Origin of the sequence: Serratia sp. CY81684, from assembly GCF_052166595.1 — a bacterium.
Classification (GTDB): Bacteria; Pseudomonadota; Gammaproteobacteria; order Enterobacterales; family Enterobacteriaceae; genus Serratia; species Serratia nematodiphila.
In genome coordinates this window covers 436,749-463,586 of the sequence record NZ_JBJNOO010000004.1, presented here as the reverse complement: position 1 = coordinate 463,586, position 26,838 = coordinate 436,749, and the positions used below count along the sequence as shown (strand labels likewise).

The following is a 26,838-nucleotide window of genomic DNA, read 5'->3' as shown; positions in this document are numbered from 1 at the left end:
TTAATCCACTAAGTCAAAGGGCCGGTCTGCGCCGCAAAACCCCGATTAATCCGTATTGAAGGCGTTGGGTATCCATTCTAACTGGCTACCGGTAATGGCCAAAACATCAAAACGGCAAGATGATGTGTCAAAACTGGCTCCGCGCCCCGCCAGCCAGACGGCGGCGGCGTGCAGCAACCGCTGTTGTTTGCGAAAGGTGACGCTGGCGGCCGCGCCGCCGAAGGCGTCGTTGCGGCGGTAGCGCACTTCGACGAACACCCAGGTGGTGCCGTCGCGCATGATGAGGTCGAGCTCACCGCCGCGCACCGCGACGTTGGCGGCGCAGAAGGTGAGCCCGGCGTGTTCCAGGTGACGGCGGGCCAGTAACTCATAGCCCGCCCCTGAGGCGCGTGGGTTCAAGAGACTGGAACGACCGTGCCCTGACGGTATTGCAGCCAAGGCAGCTTACGGTTGATCACGCAGTTTGGCGACGCGCTCAGCGTACCGGTGGTGCCGGAAACCTGGAAGCCCGGCAGCTGGCGCATTTCAGCAAAGTGGTTGGCCAATGTCCAGGCATCCATCCCCATCGCATACAGGCGCACCAGCGAGTAGTCGTTGCGGAAACGCGCGCTGGCCTGCTGCAGCAGCTGAGGGTTTGAGCCGGCCAGCAGCGGAATATCGCTGAACTGCAGGCCTTCCATTTCCAGACGGAAGTCCGGGCCGGCGCCGGCCTGGTAGCTGCGCGAGCTGGCGTACATCGCCGGCTTGCCGCGCGAGCTGGTGGCCATGTCGATCATCGGTTTGATCAGCGTCAGCTGGGACTGGGTGGCGACGATGTACACCGCGTCGACGCTGCCGCCGGTGGCGGCGGGCTCGTCGCTCGGCGGCGCAGGAATGGTCAGCCCGGCGATGGTGACGCTCTGCGGCGCCGGGGCGCTCGACATCGGCGTACCGGTCATGCGGATGCCGCCGCTGTTCACCATTTGGCGCAGCTCGCCGGCGGAGCCGATGTCCTGGCGCAGCACGGTTTGCCCGCCTTGCTTCTGCCATTCCTGGTTAAAGGCCCTGGCGACGCGATCGCCGAAGGCGCCGCGCGGCACCAGCAGCAGCGGTTGACGCTTCTGCTGTTCCCAGATGTGGCGGGCGGCGTCGCGCGCTTCATCTTCCGGCGACAGGGCGAAGTAACAGATGTTCAGGTTGTCCTTCGGCGTTTCGGGCTGGTTGAGCGCCAGCACGTTCAGCGTGGTGGTGCTGGCGGACAACTGATCGACGTTCTCTTTCAGCAGTGGGCCGACCACCAGGGTGGCGCCATCCTGCTGCGCCTGGCTCAGCAAGGCGGCGAGCGGCTGGCTGGTGGTGTCGTACACTTTGACCTGCGCGTTGGCGGCCTGCAGCGGCGTTATCGGCGCGCTGGACGGCGCAGCGGGTTGCGCGGCGGTGACGGCAGGCTGGCTCTCTTGCGCCGAAGGGCTGACCGCGCCGTTGGCGTTGATGTCACCCGTAGCGGCCTGATCGGCCGGCGCCGTTTGGGCCGGCGTGCTGGCCGGTTGCGCGGCTTGAGGTTGCGGCGCCGGCATGGAACCGCCGTTTTTCGCCGCTTCGAAGCCTTGCTGGATGGCGTCGGCGAACACTTTCGCCTGGCCGTTCAACGGCAGCAGCAGGGCGATTTTCGAGGTGGAGGCCTGGGTGAAGTTCAGCACCTGATTCAGGCGAGCCGGCAGCGTTTTGGCCGCCGGGTTCTTCGGATAACGGTTCTGCCAGTCTTTGATGCCGGCCTTCAGCAGATCGGGATCCTGCTTGTTGTCCTGATAGACGCGCAGCAGGTCCAGCCAGCCTTGCAGCACGTTCTCGTCGGCGTTGATCACCAGGCTGTTCATCTCCTGCGGCGTCAGCTGCAGCAGGGCCTGCCAGGTTTGATCCAGATTGTCCTGGTGCGCCTTGCCGGTCAGCAGCGGCTCCTGGGCGATATAGGCGCGGATCAACGGCAGCGACGCTTTGCCCTGATTGGCGGCGATCTGCGCCTGGTAGTAGCGCACCTTCTGATTCGGCGACAGCGCACCGCTGTCCAGATGGCCCAGCGTGCTGCGGGCGCTGACGTAGCTCTTGTTGGCGATCTGCAGTTCGGCGGTCAGCAACTGGCGTTCAGTCTGCTGCGCACCGCTAAGGTTTTTCGGCAGCTGGTTCAACTGGTCGCCGGCCTGCGGCAGTTTTCCTTCACGCAGCAAGGCGCGAATAGCAAGTAATTGCCAGTCAGCCTTGTTATCATCGCTGCTTTGCTGCAACTGCTGCAGGTAGTAATCGGAGCTGGCGCTCGCTTCGTCCTGTATATTGGCGGGCGGCGTTTGCGGGGCCCGACTTGGACAGCCCGCCAGGAAAAGGGCGGCGGCGATGACTGCGGTCAGTCGGACAGGCTTGGAACGCCCTGCTTTGGTACGAACGAATGTTGAGGAAAGCATACTGTATCCAGTGATGTTTTTTTCAAGATGCTCAATATTAAATCGGCAACCCGGATGAAACAATGAATCAACACCAACAATCAGTCATTTCTGCATCAACGCTGTATGTGGTGCCCACCCCCATCGGCAATCTGGGCGATATCACCCACCGCGCGTTAGAGGTACTGAAAAGCGTTGATCTGATCGCGGCGGAAGACACGCGCCATACCGGATTGCTGCTGCAACACTTCGCGATCAACGCGCGTCTGTTCGCGCTGCACGACCACAACGAACAGCAAAAGGCCGATCAGCTGCTGGCGAAACTGCAGGAAGGCCAGAGCATCGCGCTGGTGTCCGACGCCGGCACGCCGCTGATTAACGATCCCGGTTATCACCTGGTGCGCCGCTGCCGCGAGGCCGGCATTCGCGTGGTGCCGCTGCCGGGCGCCTGCGCCGCCACCACCGCGCTGTGCGCCGCGGGCGTCGCCTCCGACCGTTTCTGCTACGAAGGTTTCCTGCCGGCGAAAACCAAGGGGCGCAAGGATACGCTGATGGCGCTGGCGGAGGAACCGCGCACGCTGATTTTCTACGAATCCACCCACCGCCTGCTGGAAAGCCTGCAGGACATGGTCACCGTCTGGGGCCCGCAGCGCTATGTGGTGCTGGCGCGCGAGCTGACCAAAACTTGGGAATCCATCCACGGCGCGCCGGTGGGCGAGCTGCTGGCGTGGGTGCAGGAAGATGAAGTGCGCCGCCGCGGTGAGATGGTGCTGATCGTCGAAGGCCACAAGGCGCAGGAGGATGCGCTGCCGCTTGAGGCGCTGCGCACGCTGGCGCTGCTGCAAAAAGAGCTGCCGTTGAAAAAGGCGGCGGCGCTGGCGGCGGAAATCCACGGCGTGAAGAAAAATGCGCTGTATAAGCACGCGCTGGAGCAACAACAGCCGTAAAGCGGTTGACCTGCCGCCGCCGCGACGCTACTATCCGCGCCGGAGTTGACCAGACAGTCGCCGCTTCATTGCCGTCCTCTTCGGGGAGACAGATGGAGGGGAGGAAAGTCCGGGCTCCATAGGGCAGGGTGCCAGGTAACGCCTGGGAGGCGCAAGCCTACGACTAGTGCAACAGAGAGCAAACCGCCGATGGCCCGCGCAAGCGGGATCAGGTAAGGGTGAAAGGGTGCGGTAAGAGCGCACCGCGCGGCTGGCAACAGTTCGTGGCACGGTAAACTCCACCCGGAGCAAGGCCAAATAGGGGTTCACATGGTACGGCCCGTACTGAACCCGGGTAGGCTGCTTGAGCCAGTGAGCGATTGCTGGCCTAGAGGAATGACTGTCCACGACAGAACCCGGCTTACCGGTCAACTCCCTCGACAAAAGAAAACCCCGCGCAACGCCTGTTGCGCGGGGTTTTTCGTTTTTCGGCCGGCTTACACCGGCAGGTCAATCAGCAGCGCGCGCAGCGGCGTCTCGGCGCGGATCGTCAGGCGGTTTTCCTCACGCACGAAGGCGCCGTCGCCGCAGGTCAGGCGTTGCGCTTCGTGGCGCTCGCCGGTAGCGGCGATGGTGCCGTGAATCGACTGCAAATAGGCGCGCGGCCCGTTAATCGTCAGCGTTTGTTCTTCGCCCGGCTGCAGATCGAGATGGTGGATCCAAACCTGCTGGCGCAGCTGCAGGCTGCCCTGCGCGCCGTCCGGCGAGGCCAGCAGCAGGTTGCCTGCCGCCGGCAGCGCCAGGCGCTGCACTCGCTCGTTGTTGCGTTCCGGGCAGGCGTCCAGCCACAGCTGCAGGCGGGTCAGCGGCGTATCGCTGCTGACGTTCTGTTCGCTGTAACTCAGGCCCGGTTGGGTGGCCAACAGCAGCGCTTCGCCGGCTTTGGCGCGCGCGGTGTTGCCGTCGCTGTCGCGGTATTCCGCCTCGCCCTGCAGGATCAGGTTCAGGATATCCACGCTGGGATAGGTGCGCGGCTGGAACGACGCGCCCGGTGCCAGCACCTCCTGATTCAGCACCCGCAGCGACGCGTAGCCCATCAGTTTGGGATCGAAGTAGTGACCAAAGGAAAAGGTGTAGCGAGCCTGCAGCCAACCAAAGTCAGCTTGCCCGCATTGTTGTGCTGTTCTGCATGTAATCATGGCAATCGGCTCTCTAAATTCATTATCCAAATGGTAAGCATCTGGACGTCGGATTGTTAGCCAGTTAATCTGGTCGGCATATTCAAATTTCCTGACAGAGGGATGCGATGGCCAGAGATCGGGCGCTCACGCTTGAGGCGCTGAGAGTGATGGACGCGATCGACCGGCGTGGCAGTTTCGCCGCGGCCGCCGACGAATTGGGGCGGGTGCCGTCGGCGCTCAGCTACACCATGCAAAAATTGGAAGAAGAATTGGACGTGGTGCTGTTCGACCGTTCGGGCCACCGCACCAAGTTCACCAACGTCGGGCGCATGTTGCTGGAGCGCGGGCGGGTGCTGCTGGAGGCGGCCGATAAGCTGACCACCGACGCCGAGGCGCTGGCGCGCGGTTGGGAAACCCACCTGACCATCGTCAGCGAAGCGCTGTCGCCGCCGAGCCTGCTGTTCCCGCTGGTGGACAAACTGGCGCTGAAGGCCAACACCCAGGTGTCGATTTTCACCGAAGTGCTGGCGGGCGCCTGGGAGCGGCTGGAACAGGGGCGCGCCGACATTGTGATCGCGCCGGACATGCATTTTCGCGCGTCGTCGGAGATCAACACCCGCAAACTGTACAAGGTCATGAGCGTTTATGTCGCCGCGCCGGATCATCCTATCCACCAGGAGCCGGAGCCGCTGTCCGAGGTGACCCGCGTGAAGTACCGCGGCATTGCGGTGGCGGATACCGCCCGCGAGCGCCCGGTGTTGACCGTACAGCTGCTGGACAAGCAACAGCGCCTGACGGTGAGCACCATTGAAGACAAACGCCTGGCGCTGCTGGCCGGGTTGGGGGTGGCGACCATGCCGTATCCGATGGTGGAGAAAGATATCGAGGCCGGGCGGCTGCGCGTGGTGGGTCCGGAATACAGCCGCGAAGCCGATATCATCATGGCCTGGCGGCGCGACAGCATGGGGGAGGCGAAAGCCTGGTTCCTGCGCGAAATTCCGCGCCTGTTCGCGCAGCGCTAACGTCGGTTGGATGACATCCCCTTGCCGGGCGGCAAGGGGATTTTTTTTGCCTTAGCCGAAGCGCTGGTCGCGGCCGTGCGGCTCATCCAGATCCTGCGCCGGCCCGATGGAAATGATGCCGTGCGGGTTGATGGTGGCGTGGCTGCGGTAGTAGTGGTTGCGAATGTGCGGCAGGCTGACCGTTTCGGCGATGCCCGGCATCTGGTAGATGTCGCGCAGGAAACCGTACAGGTTCAGATAGTCGCTGATGCGGTGTTTGTCGCACTTGAAGTGGGTGACGTACACCGGATCGAAACGCACCAGCGTGGTCCACAGACGCAGGTCGGCTTCGGTCAGCCGATCGCCGGTTAGGTAGCGATGTTGCCCCAGGATCTGCTCAAGGCGCTCCAGCGCGTTGAATACCCCGTTGACCGCTTCGTCATAGGCTTCCTGGCTGGTGGCGAAACCGGCCTTGTACACGCCGTTGTTCACTTGATCGTAAATCCAGCCGTTCAGCTCATCGATCTTACCGCGCAGATCGGTCGGGTAGTAGTCCCCAGCCCGAGCGCCGACGCCGTCAAACGCGCTGTTGAACATGCGGATGATGTCGGCGGATTCGTTGCTGACGATGGTTTGCCGCTGTTTATCCCACAGCACCGGCACGGTCACGCGCCCGCTGTAGTGCGGATCGGCCCGCAGGTAGATCTGGTACAGGAAGTCGGCGTGATACAGCGGATCGCCGGTGGTTTCAGGAAAATCCTGGCCGAAGGTCCAGCCGTTTTCCAGCATCAGCGGGTGCACCACCGAGACCGGAATAATCTGCTCCAGCCCTTTCAATTTACGCATCAGCAGCGTGCGGTGCGCCCAGGGGCAGGCGAGAGAAACATACAGGTGATAACGGCCCGCTTCGGCCTGGAAGCCGCCCGCGCCGTGTTCGCCGGGCTGACCGTCGGCGGTCACCCAATTGCGAAACTGAGCGGTTGAACGTTTGAAACGGCCGCCGGTAGATTTCGTGTCATACCAGATGTCTTGCCAAACGCCATCGACGAGTTGTCCCATGGGAATCTCCTTGGTGTCCGAGTGAAAAACGACAGGGCCCGGCATGCCGGGCCCTGAATGACAGTTTAGATTACCATTTCTTGTTCAGAAGACGGTCGATGCTGAAGCCGCCCGGGCCTGCGACCGCCAACACGATGAAGCCGCCGGCGATGGTCAGGTTTTTCATGAACATCAGCTGGTTTACGCCTTCCGCAAAGTCAGTGTGGAACAGCAGCGCGGTCAGGATGGTGAAACCGGCAGTGAACAGCGCCACGGTGCGGGTCAGGAAGCCGAACAGGATCGCCAGACCGCCGCCAAACTCCAGCAGAATGGTCAGCGGCAGCAAGAAGCCAGGCACGCCCATCGATTGCATGTACTGTTGGGTTCCGGCATAAGCGTCACCCATTTTGCCGTAGCCTGCCACGATAAACAGGATTGGCATCAGGATACGAGCAACCAGCAAACCTGTATCTTCTAATTTTTTCATCATCTACTCCAAAGTGTTTTTGTGTGCCTGTTCGGCGGTAGTCATATCAACGGGCGGTATATCGGGTCTCTCACCCTGTCCGGCCCATATCGTATTGATGGAGTGAATGTTAATCGGGAAGTGCTCAGGTTGTTAGCAAGTAAAACTGTCGTAATTTTTCAAAAAATCTGAATCTTTAGCGTGCTAATAAACTGACGCTTGTCAGCAGGTTGCCCAGCCCTCGGGATAAACAGCGCTGTTTTAAGGGAAAAACGAGGGCAGAGCAACAGGATGTTTGAAGGAAAAACGCGGGGCTTACTTGGCGGAGAAGGTCTTTTTAAACAGTCGGATAGCGCTCCAGGCACCGAAAGCGCGACGCGACCAGCGGATCATCTTGCTGGGGTGGCGGATGCCGTACAGCGCCATGACGCTGGAACCGAGTACCAGATAGCGGCGCAGGCCAAAAACGGTCTGCCAGCCGCGGTCAATGCGTTCGGTTTTTTCCAGCCACAAAGACTTGTGTTCGGCCAGATCCAGACGCTGTTGCTGGATCTGGCGAATCAGCCTCTCTTTCTTCCATTCCAGGTAGCGACGGCGGCTCATGGCTCGCGCTCCAGTTCGGCGCGGTCGAGTTCCAACTGCTTGCGCGTGGCGCCCAGCAGCGTGGTGCGACGGGCCTTGACCAGCGTCCAGATGGTGCCGACCACGGCCAGAAACAGCAGCACGCCAGTGGTGGCACCCAGCGCCATCAGCCGGTAGACCGGATCGATGGCCCAGAAGATCAGGATCAGCAGGCTCATCAAACCGAAGGCGGTGAACAGCAGCGTCATACCGGCCATGATCAGCAGCTGAATGAGGTTGGCTTTCTCCTCTTCCAGCTCGACGACCGCCAGCCGGACACGGGTTTCCACCATGCCGACCAGGATCGTGATGATGCGCTGACCGATATCCAGGACCCCTTTGGCGGGGCCCTGCGCGCGCACTTGCGGTTGTTCAGCCATGATTAACGACGCGCGAGCAGCACGCCCAACACCACGCCGACCGCCGCGCCGATACCGATGCCGGTCCACGGGTTGTCGCGCACATAGTCGTCGGCCTGGCCGGCGATCTGTTTGGTTTGCGAAGCCAGCTTGTCACCGGCGTCGCTCAGGCGAGCGCGAGTCTCTTTCAGCGCGCCTTCCGCCTTCGAGCGCAGCTTCTCCAGCTCGGCTTTCGGCTTGTCGGTGGAGGAGTTCAGCACTTCCTCCAGCGTATCGGCTAAGGACTTCAGTTCAGCGCGTAAGTTTTCTGCATTTGAATCATGTGCCATGTGATTATTCCTTAACGTTTATTTCGACAGACTTTTAACATAGCGGATTTTTTCGCCGGAGCAAAGGGGTGATGACCAGCAGATAACACCAGACATCAATTCCATATGCTTAAGAAATCCCGTGTGATGGGGCTCTCATCGATAAATCCGCTGGTGTAAAAAAATTATTCCGCCTGGGCGTGTTTCAATTCAGCCTGCGCTTCGGCCAGCTTTTGCTGCTTCTTGGCGACCTTGTCCAGCTTGCCGGTTTGCTGCGCTTCTTTCAGCTCCTGCCGGCGTTCTTCGACCTTGCGCTGTTTCTCTGCGATGTTTTTCTGGCGTTCGGCCTGCAGGCCGGCTTCGGTGCAGTGAGTCTGCACTTCGCTCAGCGCTTTTTTCAGCCCTTCCACGCGGTGGGTGTTGCCGTGTTGGGTGGCGTAGTCAATTTGCTGCTGGATGTCTTGCGCTTTGGCGGCGCAGCCGCCCTCAGCGGCCGAAGCGAACGCCGGCAGCGTGCAGAGTGGTAACAGCAGTAACAGTGAGTGGCGTAATTTCATCTTTCAGTTCCTTTTTCATGGGATGCCTGAACAGGCATCCGCTTTCCTGACTGCCGAAGGCGGCAGCGCGAGAGGAGGGCGTTCATCGCCGGCTGAAGTTACCCTTCAGCATAGTCATGAAACCGGCGAGCCCCCAAAGAATCAGCCGTGACCCAGTGCTGACTGATTAATTCTTGAGCTAATCGATGCGAATGAAAATGAAGATTATGGCAATGAAAGGAAACCCCTTCATATTAAGGGGGATTATCCCAGATTGAGCGGGGAGCGCGCAAATTCGCGCACCCAATGCGACGGCACGGGGGACTCGCTCAATGCTATATGGTAACCGGGTGGCAGAATTGTTTGCAGCGCTTCGCGCGCCAGCAACTGCTGCTCCGGCGAATCCAGACGGATGACCAGACCATCGCCTTCCGGCGTGATGCTTTTGATGCGGATACCGCGTTCATCCAGGCGCTGGTAGACATAAAAACCGTCGGGCAGCGACAGCCCTTGCTGGCTGGCGCGAATGCGCAGCTCGCTCTCGGTGCGCACCATGCAGGGCACCAACAGCGTCGCCAGCGCCAGCAGGGCGAGCGCGATCATCAGGACGTATTGCCAGCGCGGGCGCTTTGCTGTCACGCCCCTTTCCCCGGGTTCTGGCTGTTGGCGCGCTTCTTGCGCCACAGCACGATCAGCGAGCCGACCAGACCGACCACCAGCAATACCAGCGGCAACATCATCAGACAGAACATCAGCTGATCTTCATACTTGCGGAACACCGGAGTTTTCCCCAGGGCGAAGCCCAGCGTCGTCAGGATCAAGACCCACAGCAGGCCGCTCATCCAGTTGAAGAACTGGAAGCGTGCGTTGCTCAGGCCGGACAGGCCGGCGATGGTCGGCAGCAGGGTGCGCACGAAGGCCAGGAAGCGGCCGACCAACAGGGCGGAAAGGCCGTGACGGTGGAACAGGTTATGTGCACGCTGATGGTAGTGGGCCGGCAGATGCGAAAGCCAGCCTTGCACCGTTCGCGTATTGCCGAGCCACCGGCCTTGTATATAACTGACCCAGCACCCCAGGCTGGCGGCGACGGTCAGGATAACGATGGTCAATGGGAAGCCCATGGTGCCTTTGGCGATCAGCACGCCGACCAGGATCAGCAGGCTGTCACCCGGCAGGAAAGCGGCCGGCAGCAGGCCGTTCTCCAAAAACAGGATCATGAACAGCAGGATGTAGAGGGTCCACACCAACGAGGGGTTCGCCAGCGTCTCAAAATCCTGCTGCCATAAGGCATGTATCAGTTCTTTAATGATGTCCATCCGGTGTTCCTAAAACGTCATTGTTTATTTTTATCTCAGCGGCGGAGCGGGCGTGAGCTGAAAGCGCGCGGCGATCCTGAGTGCTGATAACGATGAAACGGCGTTGCTTTAAGGTTTCTAAGCGGTGCGACACCGGTCATAGGTGGTAAGTCAGCGTGCCACGGTACTGCATGTTGCTTTCTTTCCAACCGGCCTGGCGACTCTGTTGCCTGGAAGCGTCCAGCATCCAGTCGACCTGGGCAAGCCGGTTGGGAGCCGGGGTGTCCTGGCGGGGGAAGCGAATTCGGTAACCCGGCTCTGCGGCCAGGGTATAGACCGGCGCCGGCAGGGAGGATGCGAGCAGCGAACCGGAGAAAGAGTGCGCTCTGGGCAGCAGCAGCGGCAACTTGCCGGGGGCTTTGCGGCGCGCTTCGGCCGGCGCCCGATACACATGATCATAGGGGGAAAGCGCCGGCTCCGCCAGCAGCGGCAGGCTGCTCAGCGCGCTGGGGGTTGGCTTGGGTGACGCCACGCATAGCTGTTGGCCGGAGACCGAACCGGTCCAGCAGAAAACAGCAATCAGCATGGCAAACAACCAGCGCATTTATTCGCGTCCCGCCCCCGCAGCAATGGGTAAAAAAGTGGGCTAACTCTACCAAAATAGCACGATTGGCAACAGGGAAATCTACGTTGCCGACGGTGAAATAGTACACGGCAAACGGCGGTTCCGGCATCGATTCAGCGGATTTTACATTACCTGACATAAGCCGACGGTTTTTGACCGCCGTGGCTATTTCGGCTCGTGGTTCACGCCATCCAGATGCACCACCGGATTCTCGGCAAACAGGTAGCGATCGGCGTTGTATTCGAAGTCATCGCTGGTGGCGTTGAACAGCATCTGTTTGGTGTTTTCCAGGTGCTGCCACATCGCCAGTTTGGCGGAGTAAGGGTCTTTGCGCATCAGCGCCTTGAGGATCTGATCGTGATCGTCACACCAGCTGGCGATCGAGCGTTCGTCGATATGCTCGTGCAGCTTTTTCCAGTAAGGGTTGTTGACCCGCTGCACCCACATTTTTTCCACGATGGTGGCCATGGCGGTGTTCTGGGTGGCCAGCGCCACCTGCACGTGGAACTTCAGATCCCACTGCGAGTCGCGGAAGCGATCCTCTTTACGGGCGTGCTCCTGGATCTCCATCAACTGCACGATATCTTGTTTAGTCACCTGGGTGGCGGCGAACTCGGCGATGTTGCTTTCAATCAGCTGGCGCGCCTGCAGCAGCTCAAACGGGCCGGCGGTGGCGAACTCGATGCTGTCGCCCGGCACCACCAGGTGCTTTTGCTGGTTGGACACCACGTGGATCCCGGATCCCTTGCGCACGTCCACATAGCCTTCCACTTCCAGCATGATGATCGCTTCGCGCACTACGGTACGGCTGACATTCATCTCTTCGGCGATGTATCGTTCGGCCGGCAGCTTGTCGCCTACCGGGTAGCGGCCGCTTTCGATGCGTTGCTTAAGCTCGGCGGCCAGTTGCTGATACAGGCGTCTGGTTTCGGTGAATTCCATAGTGAATGCTCTATACGGTGCGGTGGGAAGGGGCGCGTGGCCGTCGGATTTGTTATACCACTTATTCGGCACCGCTGCCAGAGGAGCAAGAGGCCCGGCGCGGCGGCCGGGCGGCGGGATCAGCTGCGCGCCGGGGCCGGTTGCAGCGTGGCCGGCTGGGTTTCGGCGGCCGGACGGTTTTGCAACACCGTCCAGATGACGATGGCGCCGAGAATATCGAAGACCGACAGCGCGGCGAACAGCGGGCTGAAGCCGAGGGTGTCCGCCAGGGCGCCGACCACCAGGGCGAACAGCGTGCTGGCGGTCCAGGCCGCCATGCCGGTGAGGCCGTTGGCAGTCGCCACCTCATTGCGGCCGAACACGTCGGAAGATAGGGTGATCAGCGCGCCGGACAGCGCCTGATGGGCGAAGCCGCCGACGCACAGCAGCGCGATAGCCGCGTAAGGGCTGGTGAACAGGCCGATCATGCCGGGGCCGATCATCAACACCGCCCCCATCGTCACCACCAGCTTGCGTGAGACGATCAGGTTGACCTTGAAATACTTCTGGAACAGCGGCGGCAGATAACCGCCGACGATGCAGCCGAGATCGGCGAACAGCATCGGCATCCAGGCGAACATGGCGATCTCTTTCAGGTTAAAACCGTAGGCCTTGAACATGAACAGCGGGATCCAGGCGTTGAAGGTGCCCCACGCCGGCTCCGCCAGAAAGCGCGGCAGCGCGATGCCCCAGAACTGGCGGTTGCGCACGATCTGCCAGGCGGACATCTTTTTGGCGTTAGAGGTCTGGTGCTGGGCTTCCTGGCCTTCGAGGATGTAACGGCGCTCTTCCTGGCTCAGTTTCTTCTGATCTTTCGGGTGTTTGTAGAACAGCAGCCAACAAATGGCCCAGATCAGGCTCAGCACGCCGGTGATGATGAACGCCATTTCCCAGCTGTGCGCCACGATGGCCCATACCACCAACGGTGGGGCGATCATGCCACCGATCGATGAACCCACGTTGAAATAACCGACGGCGATCGAACGCTCTTTGGCCGGAAACCACTCGCTGCTGGCCTTCAGCCCGGCGGGGATCATCGCCGCCTCGGCCATGCCGACCGCGCCGCGCGCCAGCGCCAGGCCGCCCCAGCTGTTGGCCAGCGCGGTGCCCATACAGAACAGCGCCCACAGAATGGCGAACATGGCGTAACCGACCTTGGTGCCCAGCACGTCCAGCACATAGCCCGCCACCGGTTGCATCACGGTGTAGCAGGCGGAATAGGCGGCGACGATATAGGAATACTGTTGGGTGGTGATGTGCAGCGTATCTTCCAGCGTCGGCGCCGCGACGGCGATGGCGTTGCGGGTCAGGTAGCCCAGCACGGTGCCGATGGTCACCAGTCCGATCATGTACCAGCGTAACCCTTTAATTTTACGCATCCGAAATGTCTCCCCGTTTGAAGGTGTGGCCGTCGATGCGGCTGGCGAGACAATAACCTGTCATACAGGTTTAAAAGTTGAGTGATATCACAAAAGGAATTATTCGCCTGAGCGATACTGTCGCCGGTGAAATAGTGCGTTTACACCGCATATTTGCCGTAAAATTGAGCGAAAAAGGGATTGAAGGACCTTAAATCAGCAGCTCATGGGAAAAATTTGCTGGACGCTTGTGAAAATTGGTGTGATAACTTTTGTGATTCGAACCCCGTGCCGCACGGCAAGTAAGGAGCCCGAGATGGCGACGTTTTTGAGCGAAGATTTCCTGCTGGACAACGAATTTGCCCGGCGCTTGTATCACGACTATGCGGCGCCACAGCCGATTTTCGATTATCACTGCCATTTGCCGCCGCAGCAGATCGCGGAGAACACCCGCTTCAGCAACCTGTACGATATCTGGCTGCGGGGCGATCACTATAAATGGCGGGCGATGCGCACCAACGGCGTGGCGGAGCGGCTGTGTACCGGCGATGCGGGCGATCGTGAGAAATTCGACGCCTGGGCCGCCACGGTGCCGCATACCATCGGCAACCCGCTCTATCACTGGACGCATCTGGAGCTGCGTCGGCCGTTCGGCATCACGGATACGCTGCTGTCGCCGGCCACGGCGGATGAGATCTGGCAGCGCGGCAATGCGCTGCTGGCGCAGGATGAGTTTCGCGCGCGCGGCATCATGCGGCAGATGAATGTGAAAATGGTCGGCACCACCGACGATCCGATCGACGATCTGCGCCATCATCGGGCGATCGCCGACGATCGTGGCTTCGATATCAAGGTATTGCCGAGCTGGCGGCCGGACAAGGCTTTCACTGTCGATGCACCGGGCTTCAATGACTATCTGCGGCAGCTGGAGGCGGCGGCGGATACCGCCATCGGCCGCTTCAGCGCGCTGTGCGACGCCCTGTACAAGCGCATGGATCACTTCGCCGCCCACGGCTGCAAGGTGGCCGACCATGCGCTGGACGTGGTGGTGTTCGGCGAGGCCGATGAAGCGGCGCTGGATGCGATCCTGCTGCGCCGTCTGAACGGCGAGCTGCCGACGCCGGAACAGAGCGCCCAGTTCAAAAGCGCGGTGCTGCTTTTCCTGGCCGGCGAATACCGGCGCCGCGGCTGGGTGCAGCAGTATCACATCGGCGCGCTGCGCAATAACAACAGCCGCATGCTGGCCGCCGTCGGGCCGGATATCGGCTTCGACTCGATCAACGATCGGCCGCTGGCGGAGCCGCTGTCGCGGCTGCTGGATGCCCAGGCGCGGCAGGGGGGCCTGCCGAAAACCATTCTCTACTGCCTCAACCCGCGCGATAACGAAGTGATCGGCACCATGATCGGCAATTTCCAGGGGGAAGGCACGCCGGGCAAGATGCAGTTCGGTTCCGGCTGGTGGTTCAACGATCAGAAGGACGGCATGCAGCGCCAAATGACGCAGCTGGCGCAGCTCGGGCTGCTGAGCCGCTTCGTCGGCATGCTGACCGACAGTCGTAGCTTCCTGTCGTATACGCGCCATGAATACTTCCGCCGCATTCTTTGCCAGATGATCGGCCGCTGGGTGGCGGACGGCGAAGCGCCGGCGGATATCGCGCTGCTGGGCGAAATGGTGAAAAACATCTGCTTCGACAACGCCAAGGACTATTTCGCCATTGAACTGGCGTAGCCGTTATCCGGGACCGGTTTATGCAAAGTACGATAAAGATTCACGAGCAGGATAACGTGGCGGTGGCGCTGCGCGATCTGGCTGCCGGAGAGTGCGTTGAGCTGGAAGGCGCGGTCATCCAACTGGCGCAGCCGGTGGCGCGCGGGCACAAATTTGCGCTCGGCCCGATCGCCAAGGACGAGGACATCATCAAATATGGCCAGCCGATCGGCCATGCGCTCGCGGCCATCGGGCCGGGGGAGCATATTCATTCGCAAAACGCCAAAACCAACCTGAGCGATCTGGACAGCTACCGTTACCAGCCGCAATTCCCGACGTTGCCGCCGCAGGCCGCGGATCGCGAGGTGCAGTTGTACCGACGGGCCGGCGGCGAAGTGGGGATCCGCAATGAGCTGTGGATCGTGCCGACCGTCGGCTGCGTCAACGGTATCGCTCGCCAGATCCAGCAACGCTTTTTGCAGCAAACGCAGGCAGAGGGGATCGACGGCGTGCATCTGTTCAGTCACCCGTTCGGCTGCTCGCAGCTGGGGCAGGATCATGCCAACACCCGCATCATGCTGCAGAACCTGGCGCGCCATCCCAACGCCGGCGCGGTGCTGGTGATCGGGCTGGGTTGCGAGAACAATCAGGTGGATGCCTTTCGCGCCACGTTGGGGATAGAGGACGAGCGGCGGCTGCGCTTTATGGTGTGCCAACAACAGGACGATGAAGTGGAAGCCGGGCTGGCGCTGTTGCACGAGCTGTACCGGGAGATGCGCCACGATCGCCGCGAGCCGGGCCGCCTGAGCGAGTTGAAGTTTGGCCTGGAGTGCGGCGGTTCGGACGGATTGTCGGGTATCACCGCCAACCCGCTGCTGGGGCGGTTCTCCGATTATGTGATCGCCAACGGCGGCACCACGGTGCTGACCGAAGTGCCGGAGATGTTCGGCGCCGAGCGCATTCTGATGAGCCGCTGCCGCGATGGGGAGACCTTCGACAAAACCGTCGACATGATCAACGATTTCAAACGCTATTTCATCGCCCATCAGCAGCCGATTTATGAGAACCCGTCGCCGGGCAACAAGGCCGGCGGCATCACCACGCTGGAGGAGAAATCGCTCGGCTGCACCCAAAAGGCGGGGCTAAGCCAGGTGGTGGACGTGCTGAAATACGGCGAGCGGCTGCGTGTGCCGGGGCTGAATCTGCTCAGCGCGCCGGGCAACGACGCCGTGGCGACCAGCGCGCTGGCCGGCGCCGGCTGCCATATGGTGCTGTTCAGCACCGGGCGCGGCACGCCGTACGGCGGCTTTGTGCCGACGGTGAAGCTGGCGACCAACAGCGAGCTGGCGGCGAAGAAACCGCACTGGATCGATTTTGACGCCGGCAGCCTGATCCACGGCGTGGCGATGGAGACGTTGCTCAGCCGCTTCATCGATCTGATTGTCGAGATCGCCAACGGGCGTCCGGCGCGTAATGAAACCAACGACTTCCGCGAGCTGGCGATCTTTAAAAGCGGGGTGACGCTGTAAGGCTGACAAAAAAGGCGCTCGAAGGAGCGCCTTTTTGATGAAGCAACGCGCGATTAACGCACCTTCAGCGGATCTTCGTTCGCCAGCCGCTGGTCTTCCGCCTGGCAGGCCGCGGCGGTGAACAGCACGTCGGTGGAGGAGTTGAGGGCGGTTTCCGCCGAATCCTGCAGGACGCCGATGATAAAGCCGACCGCCACCACCTGCATCGCCACGTCGTTCGGAATGCCGAACATGTTGCACGCCAGCGGGATCAGCAGCAGCGAACCGCCGGCCACGCCGGAGGCGCCGCAGGCGCAGAGGGCCGCCACCACGCTCAACAGCAGGGCGGTCGGGACGTCCACCGCGATGCCCAGCGTGTTTACCGCCGCCAGCGTCAACACGGTGATGGTGATCGCCGCGCCGGCCATGTTGATGGTGGCGCCCAGCGGGATGGAAACCGAGTAGGTGTCCTCATTCAGGTTCAGCTTCTTGCACAGTTCCATGTTCACCGGGATGTTGGCGGCGGAGCTGCGGGTGAAGAAGGCGGTCACGCCGCTCTCGCGCAGGCAGGCGAACACCAGCGGATACGGGTTGCGGCGGATCTTCCAGTAAACGATCAACGGGTTGAGCACCAGCGCCACCAGCAGCATGCAGCCAAGCAGCACCATCAGCAGCTGGGCGTAGCCCCACAGCGCGCCGAAGCCGGTTTCCGCCAGCGTGGAGGCCACCAGGCCGAAGATGCCGAGCGGCGCACAGCGGATCACCGCGCGCACCACCAGCGTGACCGCATGGGACATGTCGTTGATCAGCCCCTTGGTGGTCTCGGAAGCGTGGCGCAGCGCCAGCCCCAGACCGACGGCCCAGGCCAGAATGCCGATGTAGTTGGCGTTAATCAGCGCATGGAACGGGTTGGCCACCACGCTCATCAACAGGCCCTTCATCACCTCCACAATGCCGCCCGGCGGGGTAATGTCCGTCGCGCCGGTGGTCAGCGCCAGCGTGGAAGGGAAGATAAAGCTGACGACCACCGCCACCAGCGCGGCGGCAAAGGTGCCCAGCAGGTAGAGGAACAGGATCGGGCGAATGTTGGTCTTCTGCCCCTGTTTATGGTTGGCGATCGAGGCCATGACCAGAATCAGCACCAGCACCGGCGCCACCGCTTTCAGCGCGCCGACGAACAGGGTGCCGAGCAGGCCAACCGCCGCTGCCGCCGCCGGTGAAACCAGCGCCACCAGAATGCCGGCCACCAGGCCGACCATGATTTGTTTGACCAGGCTGCCCTGCGTGATCTTTTGTAGTAGTTTTTGCATAGTGCTTTCTTCCTGATGTTATCTGGCCGCCGCGGCGGGAACGACGCCGGGCAGCTTTATATGATTCTGTAACTAAGTGTGTTTGCCGAATCAGTATTCAGCAATCGAATGATGTTGGAAAGAGGCGAGGGTGAAATTCTGAGCGCGGATCAACACTTGATAACATACTGGTTACATTTGTGTGATCGCAATAACGTTTGGCGTTTTGGGGGAATTGCCAAACAATCACGGGGCGACTAGCGCCCCGGATAACAGATTATGGTTATTTTTTCGCCAGGCGATCGTTGCGGTGATTGACCCAAGCGTTGATCAGCAAGGTGAACGTCAGGATGCCCGCCACCACGCCGAGCGACACGCCGATCGGGATGTGGAAGAAGTCGATAATCAGCATCTTGATGCCGATAAATACCAGGATCACCGACAGGCCGTATTTCAGCATCGAGAACCGTTCCGCCACGTTGGCCAGCAGGAAGTACATGGCGCGCAGGCCCATGATGGCAAACAGGTTGGAGGTCAGGACGATGAATGGATCGGTGGTCACGGCGAAGATCGCCGGAATGCTGTCCACCGCGAAAATCACGTCGCTCAGTTCCACCAGGATCAGCACCAGCACCAGCGGGGTGGCGAACAGAATGCCGTTGCGGCGCACGAAGAAACGCTCGCCTTCCAGGCTGTCGGTCATGCGCAAGCGGCTGCGCAGCCATTTCACCAGCGGTTTGTCGCCGATCGCCGAGTCATCTTCCTTCGCCAGCGCCATTTTAATACCGGTGAACAGCAGGAAAGCGCCGAACAGGTACAGCAGCCACTGGAACTGGCTGACCAGCCAGCTGCCGGCGAAGATCATGATGGTACGCAGCACGATCGCCCCCAGCACGCCGTAGATCAGCACCCGCCGTTGCAGGTTGGCCGGCACGGCGAAGTAGCTGAACAGCATCAGCCAGACGAACACATTATCCACCGCCAGCGCTTTTTCGATCAGGTAGCCGGTCAGGAAGGCCAGCGCCTGAGTATCGGCGACGGCGCGCCCGGCGGTTTCATTCAGGTAGTACCAGAAACCGAAGTTGAACAGCAGGGAGAGGCTGACCCACACCAGCGACCAGCTGGCGGCCTGCTTCATAGTCATGGTGTGCGCGCCTTTACGGCCCTGCAACAGGAGATCGATTGCGAGCATCACGACTATGACGGCGGCAAAGCTGCCCCATAACCACGGTGTGCCAACGGAATTCATCATCAGAGGTATCCTTCAAAAACAAAAACGGCCAACGTCGGAAGACGCCAGCCGCTCTGTGAACGCTGCAAGCAAACCTCGCCTTCCGGCAAGGTCTCACTTACAACGTTGATGAAGGTGGTTACACCTTTGACATCAGGTTGCCCGGTAACCGGATGCTTGCGCATCGTAATGACGATTGACCGGCAATGAAGTTACTCCCCTTTGCAGAGCAGAAAGTAATGCAAAATGTGTCGGCGGTCAACGTGAATCGCGTTAACCGGCCATCGCTTTTTGCGCGCCGAGGCTGACGACGAATCCCTGCAGCAGCAGGCGGCTGAATGGCGTGTCGCTAACCTGTTGTTGTTGCTGTTGATAGCGGGCCTGCTGCTCAGGATGCAGCTCGCCGAGCCACTGCAGATACTGGCTCATCACCGCGCCGTTGAATTCCGGGTGGAACTGGGTGGTCAGGGCGTGATCGCCATAGCGCAGGATTTGGTGCGCGTCCTGCTGCGAACGCGCCAGCGTCTGCGCGCCGGCGGGCGGCGTCAGCACGCTCTGCGAGTGGATCAGGTTGGCCTTGAAGCGCGGCGGCAGCAGGGTGAGCCGCCGATCGTCGGCCGCGGCGGGCAGCAGTTCGATCTCCAGCGTACCCACCTCCATGCCCTGCGGGTGGTAGCCCACTTCGCCGCCGAGCGCGTAGGCTAACAGCTGATGGCCGTAGCAGACGCCGAACAGCGGCAGTTTGATCGCCATCGCCTGGCGCAGCCATTCGGCGGCTTCCTCGCTCCACGGCAGCCGTTCGGTCACCATCGCCGGCGAGCCGGTGATGACTACGCCACAATAGGCGGCAGGCGGCAACGGCCGTTCGCCGGCGGGCAGGTGCACGATGTGCGCGCGTTCGGCGTCGATATTGCCCTGTTGCAGGAACATGCCTTCAAAGTTGGCCAATTCCTGACGAATGGCCTGCGGCGCGTCACCGGTTTGCATCACGAGCAGCGGTTTCATCTCATTCTCCGTCGGCGGGGAAGACGACGCCGGTCTGGCGGCGGATATCGGTCAGCAGGCGGGCGACGATCAGCGAATTCTCCAGCCCCGGATGTTCAACCTGATGCTGCTCAACCAGCTCGGCGAAGGCCAGCGCCTCATACAGCATGGTGTTGATGTGCTGCGGCTGGCTCAGATCCTGGCGGTTGCCGCCGCGCGGCGTCAGCGCCACGCCCTGGCACTCGGAAATCTTGTCGATAATCAGCGTGCCTTCCTCCCCCTGGATCTCGCTGGGGATCGCCGAGTCGCTGACCTTGGAATGGGAAAGCGTGACGTCGAAATCACCGTAGTTCAGGCAGACGGTACCGTGGGCGTCAACGCCGGTATCGAGCAGTGTGGCGCTGGCGAGCACCGACTGCGGCGCGCCGAACAGCGCTACCGCGCTGGCCAGGCAGTAGTAGCCGATATCCATGATCGAGCCGTTGGAGAACTGCGGGTTAAAGGTGTTGGGGTTCTCGCCTGCCAGGTAGCGCGGATAGCGCGAAGAGTATTGGCAGTAGTTGATAAAGGCTTTGCGCAGCCGGCCGACGTTCGGCAATGCCTGTTGCAGCGCCAGAAAATTCGGCAGATAGGCGCTTTTGAACGCCTCGAACAGCACCACCTGGTTTTCCCGCGCGCAGGCTACCAGCTGTTCCGCTTCGCGCTGGTTGGAGGCCAGCGGTTTTTCGCAGATCACGTGCTTTTTATGACGCAGGAACAGCAGCGATTGCGGGCAGTGCAGGGAATTGGGGCTGGCGATATACACCGCGTCTATGGCATCGGACTGGGCCATTGCCTCGAGCGAGTCGAAAAACTGCGTGACCTGATAGTTGGCGCCAAACGCCTGCGCCTGCTCCAGCGAGCGTGAATACACGGCGCTCAGCTTGAGTTTGCCGCTTTCATGGGCGGCATCGATAAAACGTTCCGTAATCCAGTTGGTGCCGACGACGGCAAAGCGAATCATGGCGAGCTCCGGTCCAGCCTAAAACCGCAGATTATCACGCCCTCACTCGCTATGCATACAGCTCGCCGAACAGCGAAAGGTGCGTCAGATACAGCCGGGTATCGAACTCCAGCTGGTGGTAATCCGGCTCCATGTGGCAGCACAGGCTGTAAAACGCCTTGTTGTGATCTTTCTCTTTCAGGTGCGCCAGCTCATGCACTACGATCATGCGCAGGAACGGCTCAGGCGCGACCTTGAACACCGTCGCCACGCGAATTTCCGCCTTGGCCTTCAGCTTGCCGCCCTGCACGCGCGAGATGGCGGTGTGCAGGCCCAGCGCGTGCTTCATGACGTGGATCTTGCTGTCATAGGCCACCTTGCTCAGCGGCTGGGCGTTGCGCAGATACTGGTTTTTCAGATCGACGGTAAACTGATACAGCGACTTGTCGGTGGTGCAGTCATGCACCTGCGGATAGCGCTGCAGCAGCACGTCTCCCAGCCGGTTTTGATGGATCAGTTGTTGCACCTGGCTTTGCAGATGCGCCGGGTAGCCTTGCAGGTAGGTCAATTCAGACATTCTTGTTCCGTATCAACGGCCATTCAGCCGGTCATTCTATGCTGTTTTTTCGCTCAAATCCTGACATACGCAATTTATCCGAAAAAACATTTTACTGACGGGCGTTTTTAGGGGATAAACAGCCCAAATTTTATCAGTCAGGAGGGGCAATGAGCCAACTCGATCTGGGAACACAGCAACTTGAGCTGGAGCGTTATCCCCAACAGGAAGAATCCACCCAACTGCAGGCGTGGGAAGCGGCGGACGAATATCTGCTGCAACAGCTTGAAAACGTAGATATCGGCGGCCGCCCGGTGCTGATTTTCAACGATAACTTCGGCACCCTGGCCTGTGCGTTGCACGCGCATCGCCCTTACAACGTCAGCGACTCGTACATGAGCCAGCTGGCGACGCGCCACAACCTCAAACTCAACGGTCTGGATCCCGAGCAGGTCACGCTGCTGGACAGCCTGGCCGAGTTGCCGGCGGCGCCGGCGGTGGTGCTGATTCGCGTGCCGAAAGCGCTGGCGCTGCTGGAACAGCAGCTGCGCGCGCTGCGCCACGTCGTGACCGAAGACACGCTGATCGTTGCCGGCGCCAAAGCGCGCGACGTGCACACCTCGACGATGCAGCTGTTTGAAAAAGTGCTGGGCCCAACGCGCACCAGCCTGGCATGGAAGAAGGCGCGCCTGATCTTCTGCCAGGCGGCGGACATCGTCCCGCCGGCGGCGGCGGAAACCACCAACTGGACGCTGGACGGCACCGATTGGCTGATCCACAACCACGCCAACGTCTTCTCGCGTGGCAGCCTGGATATCGGCGCGCGCCTGTTTATGGAGCATCTGCCGCGCGGCCTGAACGGCCATATCGTCGATCTGGGCTGCGGCAACGGCGTGATTGGCCTGACGGCGCTGGCGCAAAACCCGGAAGCGCAGGTGACCTTTGTCGATGAATCCTACATGGCGGTGGCTTCCAGCGAGCTGAACGTGGAGCACAACCTGCCGCAAGAGTTGGATCGCTGTCAGTTTGAGGTGAACAACGCGCTGGCGGGCATCGAGCGCGAAAGCGTGCAGGCGGTGCTGTGCAACCCGCCGTTCCACCAGCAGCACGCCATTACCGATCACACCGCCTGGCAGATGTTCTGTGACGCCAAGCGCTGCCTGCAGGTGGGCGGCGAACTGCGCATCGTCGGCAACCGTCACCTCGATTATCACCAGAAGCTCAAGCGCCTGTTCGGCAACTGTACGCTGGTGGCCTCGAACAAGAAGTTCGTGATCCTTCGAGCGGTGAAATCCGGCGCGCGTCGCTGAGCGTGAATAACAAGGGGCGCCGGGCGCCCCTCAGGCTGTAGACAAAGGGGGAAAAAGCGTGGTTTTTCCCCCTTTGTGGATATCAGCCGAAAATCAATAAATTGATTTTCCTTGTTCTCTATTCGCTGCTCTCTGCCAACCCGGCATGGGGATGAGGTTTGTCATCAATATCAGGGGCGCCGGGCGCCCCTTTTTTACAGCGCCATCGCCAACCGCGTACCCTGATCGATCGCGCGGCGGGCGTCCAGCTCGGCGGCCACGTCGGCGCCACCGATCAGGTGCACGGTTTTGCCCATCGCCAGCAGCGGCTGCTGCAGTTCGCGGCGCGGTTCCTGCCCGGCGCAAATGACCACCGTGTCCACCGGCAGGCAGCTGTCTTGCTCGGCGCGGGTGATGTGCAGCCCTTCGTCGTCGATCAGCCGATAGCTGACGCTGTTGAGCATCTTCACGCCGCGCATCGCCAGGCTGGCGCGGTGGATCCAACCGGTGGTTTTGCCCAGGCCTTCGCCCACTTTGCTGGTTTTGCGTTGCAACAGGTAGATTTGCCGGGCGGCGCGCGGCGCCTGCGGCCCTTGCTCCGCCAGCCCACCGCGCTGCTCAAGGCGGCCGTCGATGCCCCATTCGCGGTTGAATTCCGCCTGATCCAGGCTGCTGGAGACGCCGTGCTGGCTAAGGTACTCGGCGGTGTCGAAGCCGATGCCGCCGGCGCCGATGATCGCCACCCGCTGGCCGACCGGTTTTTTATCGCGCAGCACATCCAGATAGCTCAGCACCTTGGCGTGCCCGATGCCGGGAATATCCGGGGTGCGCGGCACGATGCCACAGGCGAGGATCACCTCATCGAATTCGCTTAAATCCGCCGCCTCGACCTTGACGCCCAGCCTGACCGTCACTTCACGCAGCGCCAGCTGGCGGCGGAAGTAACGCAGGGTTTCATGGAATTCTTCCTTGCCGGGGATCTGCTTGGCGATGTTGAACTGGCCGCCGATCTGCTCGGCGGCGTCGAACAATGTCACCTGATGGCCACGGCTGGCGGCGGTGGTGGCAAACGCCAGACCGGCGGGGCCGGCGCCGACCACCGCCAGTTTTTTCGGCTTTTCCGCCATTGTCAGCGGCATTTCGGTTTCACGGCAGGCGCGCGGGTTGACCAGACAGGAGGTCAGCTTGCCTTCAAAGATCTGGTCGAGACAGGCCTGGTTGCAACCGATGCAGGTATTGATCTCGTCGGCGCGCCCCTCGGCGGCTTTCTGCACAAAGGCGGCGTCGGCGAGGAACGGACGCGCCATCGACACCATGTCGGCGCAGCCGTCCGCCAGCACCTGCTCGGCCACCGCCGGATCGTTGATGCGGTTGGTGGTGATCAGCGGGATGCTGACCTTGCCCATCAGCTTGCGGGTCACCCAGCTGAATCCGGCGCGCGGCACCATGGTGGCGATGGTCGGAATACGCGCTTCGTGCCAGCCGATGCCGGTATTGATGATCGTGGCGCCCGCCTGTTCGATCGCCAGCGCCAGCTGCTCGATCTCCTGCCAGCTGGAGCCGTCTTCCACCAGATCGAGCATCGACAGCCGGTAGATCAGAATGAATTCCGGGCCCACGGCCTGGCGCACCGCCCTGACGGTTTCGACGGCGAAGCGCATGCGATTGGTGAAGCTGCCGCCCCATTGGTCGTCGCGCTGGTTGGTGCGCGTCGTCAAGAATTGGTTGATCAGATAGCCTTCGGAACCCATCACCTCAACGCCGTCGTAGCCGGCCTGCTGCGCCAGCGCCGCACAGCGGGCGAAATCGGCGATGGTTTGCTCAATCTCCGCTTCGCTGAGCGCGCTCGGCGTAAACGGGTTGATCGGCGCCTGCAGCGCGGAAGGGGCCACCAGTTTGGGTTGATAGCTGTAGCGGCCGGTGTGCAGGATCTGCAGCGCAATTTTGCCGCCCGCCTGATGGACGGCCTCGGTCACCGGTCGGTGGTGAGGCAATTGCGCCTCGCTGTTGAGGAGCGAACCGCCGCGAAACACCACGCCCTGTTCGTTCGGGGCAATGCCGCCGGTGACGATCAGCGCCACGCCGGCGGCGGCGCGCTCGGCATAGAACGCGGCCAGGCGCTGCGGGCCGTCGGGCAGCTCTTCCAGGCCGGTATGCATCGATCCCATCAGCACCCGGTTTTTCAGGGTGGTGAAGCCGAGATCCAGCGGCGCCAGCAGGTGAGGGTAATTGCTCATTGCACTCTCCATCGGGTGAAATCGGGGCCCGTTGTTATAATTATGTGAACACAAGTGGTCGGATGAGATAAATCTAGCCGTTGTCGCGCCGCTTGGGAATCTGCGTTGCGCCGAATGTGATAGATGTCATGAATCTCAGACTCTGTTTGCATAACGAACAAAAGATCGGTTAGCCTTTACGCGTTGCAAATTCCTTCTCTCTGCGGAGCCATAACCGAAAATGAACAACCACGCCTGTTGATATCTGGTCCCACGCCGTGCGCTCTCGCGCCCTGTGGGGATGTTTTGATCTCATTCAGGAGTGCTTATGGCTCATTCTGCGCAGTCCCCTTATTTCGTTTTACATCAACTGACCTGCCAATTTGCTGACGGCGAAACGCTGTTCGGCCCGCTGGATCTCGCTTTTGATCGGTCGCGCTGCGGCCTGGTAGGGCGCAACGGCGTCGGCAAAACCCAGCTGCTGCGCCTGATCGCCGGATTGGATCTGCCGGGCAACGGGCACGTTGAATCTCATGCCGCATTGGCTTACGTTGCGCAGCAGCCGGAGATCGCGCCGCACACTACGCTGGCGCAGCTGCTGGGCTACGGTGAGGTGTTCGCCGCGCTGGCGCGTCTCGAGCAGGGGCGGCCGTTGACGGACGATATCGATCGTCTGGAAGGGCGCTGGGATCTTCACGATCGTCTGCAAAACGCCTTTGCCGCCGCCGGGTTGCCGGCTTTCGATCCGTTGCGATCCGCCAGTTCGCTGAGCGGCGGCGAGCGGATGCGCGCGTCGCTGTGCGGCGCCTTGCTCGGCGAGGCGGATTTTCTGCTGCTGGACGAACCGACCAACCACCTCGACAGCGCCGGCCGCGCCTGGCTGTATCAGCAGCTGGATCAGTGGCGGGGCGGGCTGTTGATCGCCAGCCATGACCGGCAGCTGCTGGGGCGCATGGAGCGCATCGTCGAACTGACGCCCGGCGCGCTGCGCAGCTACGGCGGCAACTATGAGGACTACCGGCGCCAGCGCGATACGGAGCAGCAGGCGGCGCGCGCCGATCTGGAGCATGCGCGCGAGGAGCGCCGCCGCACCCGCGCTCGCCAACAGAAAGAGCACGACATGAGCCAGCGGCGCTCGGCGCAAACGCTGCGCGTCGTCGATACGCTGAATATCGCCTCTTTCGAACGGGTGGCCTACAAGTCGGCGGCGAAGGAGAGCCTCGGCACGCTGCGCAAACAGCATCAGGATCGGCGCGACAGCCTCGATGTGGCGGTGCGTGAAGCCTATCAGCGGGTGGAGGAGGAACCGCCGGTGTTGCTGGCGCTGCCGGGCAGTGAAGTGAACGCGAACAAGCAGGTGCTGGTGCTCGAGCGGCTGCAGCTGCCGTTCGTCAGCGCGCCGCCGCTGGATCTGCGTATCGACGGCCCGATGCGCGTGGCGTTGACCGGCCCCAACGGCTGCGGAAAATCCACCTTGCTGAAGACCCTTCTCGGGCTGCTGGCGGCGCTTTCCGGCCATTGTCATTGTCCGCTGTCGACCGCCTACCTCGATCAAACCCTGTCGCAGCTCGACCCGGGCCTGTCGGTGATGGAGCATCTGGGGCTACAGGATTCGCCGTTGGCGGAAGGCGCGTTGCGCACCCGGCTGGCGCAGTTGCAGCTTGGCGCGGATCGCATCGCGTTGCCGCTGGGCTCGCTGAGCGGCGGTGAACGGCTGAAGGCGGCGTTGGCCTGCGCGCTGTGGCGGCGACAACCGGCGCAGCTGCTGTTGCTCGACGAGCCGACCAACCACCTGGATCTGGCGTCGTCGCTGGCGATCGAAACCGCGCTGGCGGATTTCCCTGGCGCGATGATGGTGGTGTCGCATGACGAAGACTTCCTGCAGGCGCTGCGGCCGACGCATCGCCTGAACCGGCAGGCGGATGGCTGGCGGCTTCAGGCCTGGTGAGGCAGGCGGGCGGCGATC

Annotated in this window: 26 protein-coding genes and 1 other RNA gene; 7 read left to right on the top strand and 20 right to left on the bottom strand. The window is 61.5% G+C overall.

Going from position 1 to position 26,838, the window contains the following annotated elements:
• Positions 1 to 45 precede the first annotated feature (45 nt).
• Positions 46 to 399 carry a YraN family protein gene (locus ACJ8QF_RS17160; RefSeq protein ID WP_134942552.1) on the bottom strand — a complete coding sequence of 118 codons (354 nt, stop codon included), beginning with the start codon at positions 397 to 399 and terminating at the stop codon, positions 46 to 48.
• Entirely contained in the window at positions 396 to 2,435 is a 2,040-nt protein-coding gene (locus ACJ8QF_RS17155; RefSeq protein WP_442537717.1) for a penicillin-binding protein activator, read from the bottom strand. Before ACJ8QF_RS17155 ends, ACJ8QF_RS17160 begins: the two co-directional genes overlap by 4 nt.
• 62 nt (positions 2,436 to 2,497) lie before the next feature.
• On the opposite strand from ACJ8QF_RS17155, the gene rsmI reads away from it, so the two are divergent.
• Positions 2,498 to 3,361, top strand: coding sequence for a 16S rRNA (cytidine(1402)-2'-O)-methyltransferase (gene rsmI / locus ACJ8QF_RS17150; protein WP_004937108.1), 864 nt, complete (start codon positions 2,498 to 2,500; stop codon positions 3,359 to 3,361).
• A 41-nt stretch (positions 3,362 to 3,402) separates the two neighbouring features.
• An RNA gene (gene rnpB, locus ACJ8QF_RS17145) (RNase P RNA component class A) lies at positions 3,403 to 3,780 on the top strand.
• Positions 3,781 to 3,837: 57 nt separating this feature from the next.
• Here rnpB and ACJ8QF_RS17140 read toward each other — a convergent pair.
• The gene (locus ACJ8QF_RS17140) at positions 3,838 to 4,539 is read right to left on the bottom strand and encodes a pirin family protein (protein WP_004937111.1); all 702 of its coding nucleotides are present in this window, start codon (positions 4,537 to 4,539) and stop codon (positions 3,838 to 3,840) included.
• 107 nt (positions 4,540 to 4,646) lie between these two features.
• Between ACJ8QF_RS17140 and ACJ8QF_RS17135 the strand changes: the two genes are divergently transcribed.
• Positions 4,647 to 5,543 (top strand): LysR family transcriptional regulator, encoded by an 897-nt coding sequence (locus tag ACJ8QF_RS17135; protein ID WP_004937113.1) that lies wholly within the window; start codon positions 4,647 to 4,649, stop codon positions 5,541 to 5,543.
• A gap of 51 nt (positions 5,544 to 5,594) precedes the next feature.
• On the opposite strand, the gene ACJ8QF_RS17130 is transcribed toward ACJ8QF_RS17135, so the two are convergent.
• The 11 genes from ACJ8QF_RS17130 to ACJ8QF_RS17080 all read right to left on the bottom strand — a co-directional run bounded on the left by ACJ8QF_RS17130 (position 5,595) and on the right by ACJ8QF_RS17080 (position 13,130).
• Positions 5,595 to 6,581, bottom strand: coding sequence for a glutathione S-transferase family protein (locus ACJ8QF_RS17130; protein ID WP_004937116.1), 987 nt, complete (start codon positions 6,579 to 6,581; stop codon positions 5,595 to 5,597).
• Positions 6,582 to 6,651: 70 nt separating this feature from the next.
• Complete coding sequence (locus ACJ8QF_RS17125) at positions 6,652 to 7,047, bottom strand: DoxX family protein (RefSeq protein ID WP_004937119.1); 396 nt, start codon at positions 7,045 to 7,047, stop codon at positions 6,652 to 6,654.
• A 294-nt stretch (positions 7,048 to 7,341) separates the two neighbouring features.
• Complete coding sequence (locus ACJ8QF_RS17120) at positions 7,342 to 7,629, bottom strand: YqjK-like family protein (RefSeq protein ID WP_004937121.1); 288 nt, start codon at positions 7,627 to 7,629, stop codon at positions 7,342 to 7,344.
• Positions 7,626 to 8,027, bottom strand: a complete 402-nt coding sequence (locus tag ACJ8QF_RS17115; RefSeq protein WP_033636106.1) for a phage holin family protein — start codon at positions 8,025 to 8,027, stop codon at positions 7,626 to 7,628. Before ACJ8QF_RS17115 ends, ACJ8QF_RS17120 begins: the two co-directional genes overlap by 4 nt.
• Positions 8,028 to 8,029: 2 nt before the next feature.
• Complete coding sequence (locus ACJ8QF_RS17110; RefSeq protein WP_004937125.1) at positions 8,030 to 8,335, bottom strand: DUF883 family protein; 306 nt, start codon at positions 8,333 to 8,335, stop codon at positions 8,030 to 8,032.
• A 164-nt stretch (positions 8,336 to 8,499) separates the two neighbouring features.
• A complete protein-coding gene (locus tag ACJ8QF_RS17105; RefSeq protein ID WP_442537716.1) occupies positions 8,500 to 8,871 on the bottom strand; it encodes a DUF1090 domain-containing protein in 372 nt (123 codons plus the stop codon).
• 243 nt (positions 8,872 to 9,114) lie between these two features.
• Positions 9,115 to 9,489, bottom strand: a complete 375-nt coding sequence (gene mzrA / locus ACJ8QF_RS17100; protein ID WP_004937130.1) for an EnvZ/OmpR regulon moderator MzrA — start codon at positions 9,487 to 9,489, stop codon at positions 9,115 to 9,117.
• Positions 9,486 to 10,166: a DedA family protein gene (locus tag ACJ8QF_RS17095; protein ID WP_004937132.1), complete on the bottom strand. Its 681-nt coding sequence runs from the start codon at positions 10,164 to 10,166 to the stop codon at positions 9,486 to 9,488. Before ACJ8QF_RS17095 ends, mzrA begins: the two co-directional genes overlap by 4 nt.
• Before the next feature lie 136 nt (positions 10,167 to 10,302).
• Positions 10,303 to 10,749 carry a hypothetical protein gene (locus tag ACJ8QF_RS17090; protein ID WP_004937135.1) on the bottom strand — a complete coding sequence of 149 codons (447 nt, stop codon included), beginning with the start codon at positions 10,747 to 10,749 and terminating at the stop codon, positions 10,303 to 10,305.
• 186 nt (positions 10,750 to 10,935) lie between these two features.
• Positions 10,936 to 11,712: a transcriptional regulator ExuR gene (gene exuR, locus ACJ8QF_RS17085; protein ID WP_442537715.1), complete on the bottom strand. Its 777-nt coding sequence runs from the start codon at positions 11,710 to 11,712 to the stop codon at positions 10,936 to 10,938.
• 119 nt (positions 11,713 to 11,831) lie between these two features.
• A complete protein-coding gene (locus ACJ8QF_RS17080) occupies positions 11,832 to 13,130 on the bottom strand; it encodes an MFS transporter (protein WP_015379157.1) in 1,299 nt (432 codons plus the stop codon).
• Between the two features lie 295 nt (positions 13,131 to 13,425).
• On the opposite strand from ACJ8QF_RS17080, the gene uxaC reads away from it, so the two are divergent.
• Both uxaC and ACJ8QF_RS17070 read left to right on the top strand, forming a co-directional pair.
• Complete coding sequence (gene uxaC / locus ACJ8QF_RS17075) at positions 13,426 to 14,838, top strand: glucuronate isomerase (RefSeq protein ID WP_004937143.1); 1,413 nt, start codon at positions 13,426 to 13,428, stop codon at positions 14,836 to 14,838.
• A 20-nt stretch (positions 14,839 to 14,858) separates the two neighbouring features.
• A complete protein-coding gene (locus ACJ8QF_RS17070; protein WP_021505094.1) occupies positions 14,859 to 16,346 on the top strand; it encodes a UxaA family hydrolase in 1,488 nt (495 codons plus the stop codon).
• A 53-nt stretch (positions 16,347 to 16,399) separates the two neighbouring features.
• Here the strand turns inward: ACJ8QF_RS17070 and sstT are convergent, their stop codons facing one another.
• The 5 genes from sstT to ACJ8QF_RS17045 form a co-directional block, all read right to left on the bottom strand.
• Positions 16,400 to 17,635 carry a serine/threonine transporter SstT gene (gene sstT / locus ACJ8QF_RS17065; protein WP_004937146.1) on the bottom strand — a complete coding sequence of 412 codons (1,236 nt, stop codon included), beginning with the start codon at positions 17,633 to 17,635 and terminating at the stop codon, positions 16,400 to 16,402.
• A gap of 262 nt (positions 17,636 to 17,897) precedes the next feature.
• Positions 17,898 to 18,866: a TerC family protein gene (locus tag ACJ8QF_RS17060; protein WP_015379153.1), complete on the bottom strand. Its 969-nt coding sequence runs from the start codon at positions 18,864 to 18,866 to the stop codon at positions 17,898 to 17,900.
• 252 nt (positions 18,867 to 19,118) lie between these two features.
• A complete protein-coding gene (locus ACJ8QF_RS17055) occupies positions 19,119 to 19,850 on the bottom strand; it encodes a glutamine amidotransferase (RefSeq protein WP_004937150.1) in 732 nt (243 codons plus the stop codon).
• Between the two features lies 1 nt (position 19,851).
• Positions 19,852 to 20,832 carry a Gfo/Idh/MocA family protein gene (locus tag ACJ8QF_RS17050; RefSeq protein ID WP_049241481.1) on the bottom strand — a complete coding sequence of 327 codons (981 nt, stop codon included), beginning with the start codon at positions 20,830 to 20,832 and terminating at the stop codon, positions 19,852 to 19,854.
• Positions 20,833 to 20,881: 49 nt separating this feature from the next.
• Entirely contained in the window at positions 20,882 to 21,388 is a 507-nt protein-coding gene (locus ACJ8QF_RS17045; protein WP_033632026.1) for a M48 metallopeptidase family protein, read from the bottom strand.
• 149 nt (positions 21,389 to 21,537) lie between these two features.
• Between ACJ8QF_RS17045 and rlmG the strand changes: the two genes are divergently transcribed.
• Complete coding sequence (gene rlmG / locus ACJ8QF_RS17040) at positions 21,538 to 22,677, top strand: 23S rRNA (guanine(1835)-N(2))-methyltransferase RlmG (protein ID WP_442537714.1); 1,140 nt, start codon at positions 21,538 to 21,540, stop codon at positions 22,675 to 22,677.
• A 194-nt stretch (positions 22,678 to 22,871) separates the two neighbouring features.
• Here the strand turns inward: rlmG and ACJ8QF_RS17035 are convergent, their stop codons facing one another.
• Positions 22,872 to 24,893, bottom strand: coding sequence for an oxidoreductase (locus ACJ8QF_RS17035; protein ID WP_442537713.1), 2,022 nt, complete (start codon positions 24,891 to 24,893; stop codon positions 22,872 to 22,874).
• A gap of 307 nt (positions 24,894 to 25,200) precedes the next feature.
• On the opposite strand from ACJ8QF_RS17035, the gene ACJ8QF_RS17030 reads away from it, so the two are divergent.
• Positions 25,201 to 26,820: an ATP-binding cassette domain-containing protein gene (locus ACJ8QF_RS17030; RefSeq protein WP_442537712.1), complete on the top strand. Its 1,620-nt coding sequence runs from the start codon at positions 25,201 to 25,203 to the stop codon at positions 26,818 to 26,820.
• The last annotated feature ends 18 nt before the right edge of the window (positions 26,821 to 26,838 follow it).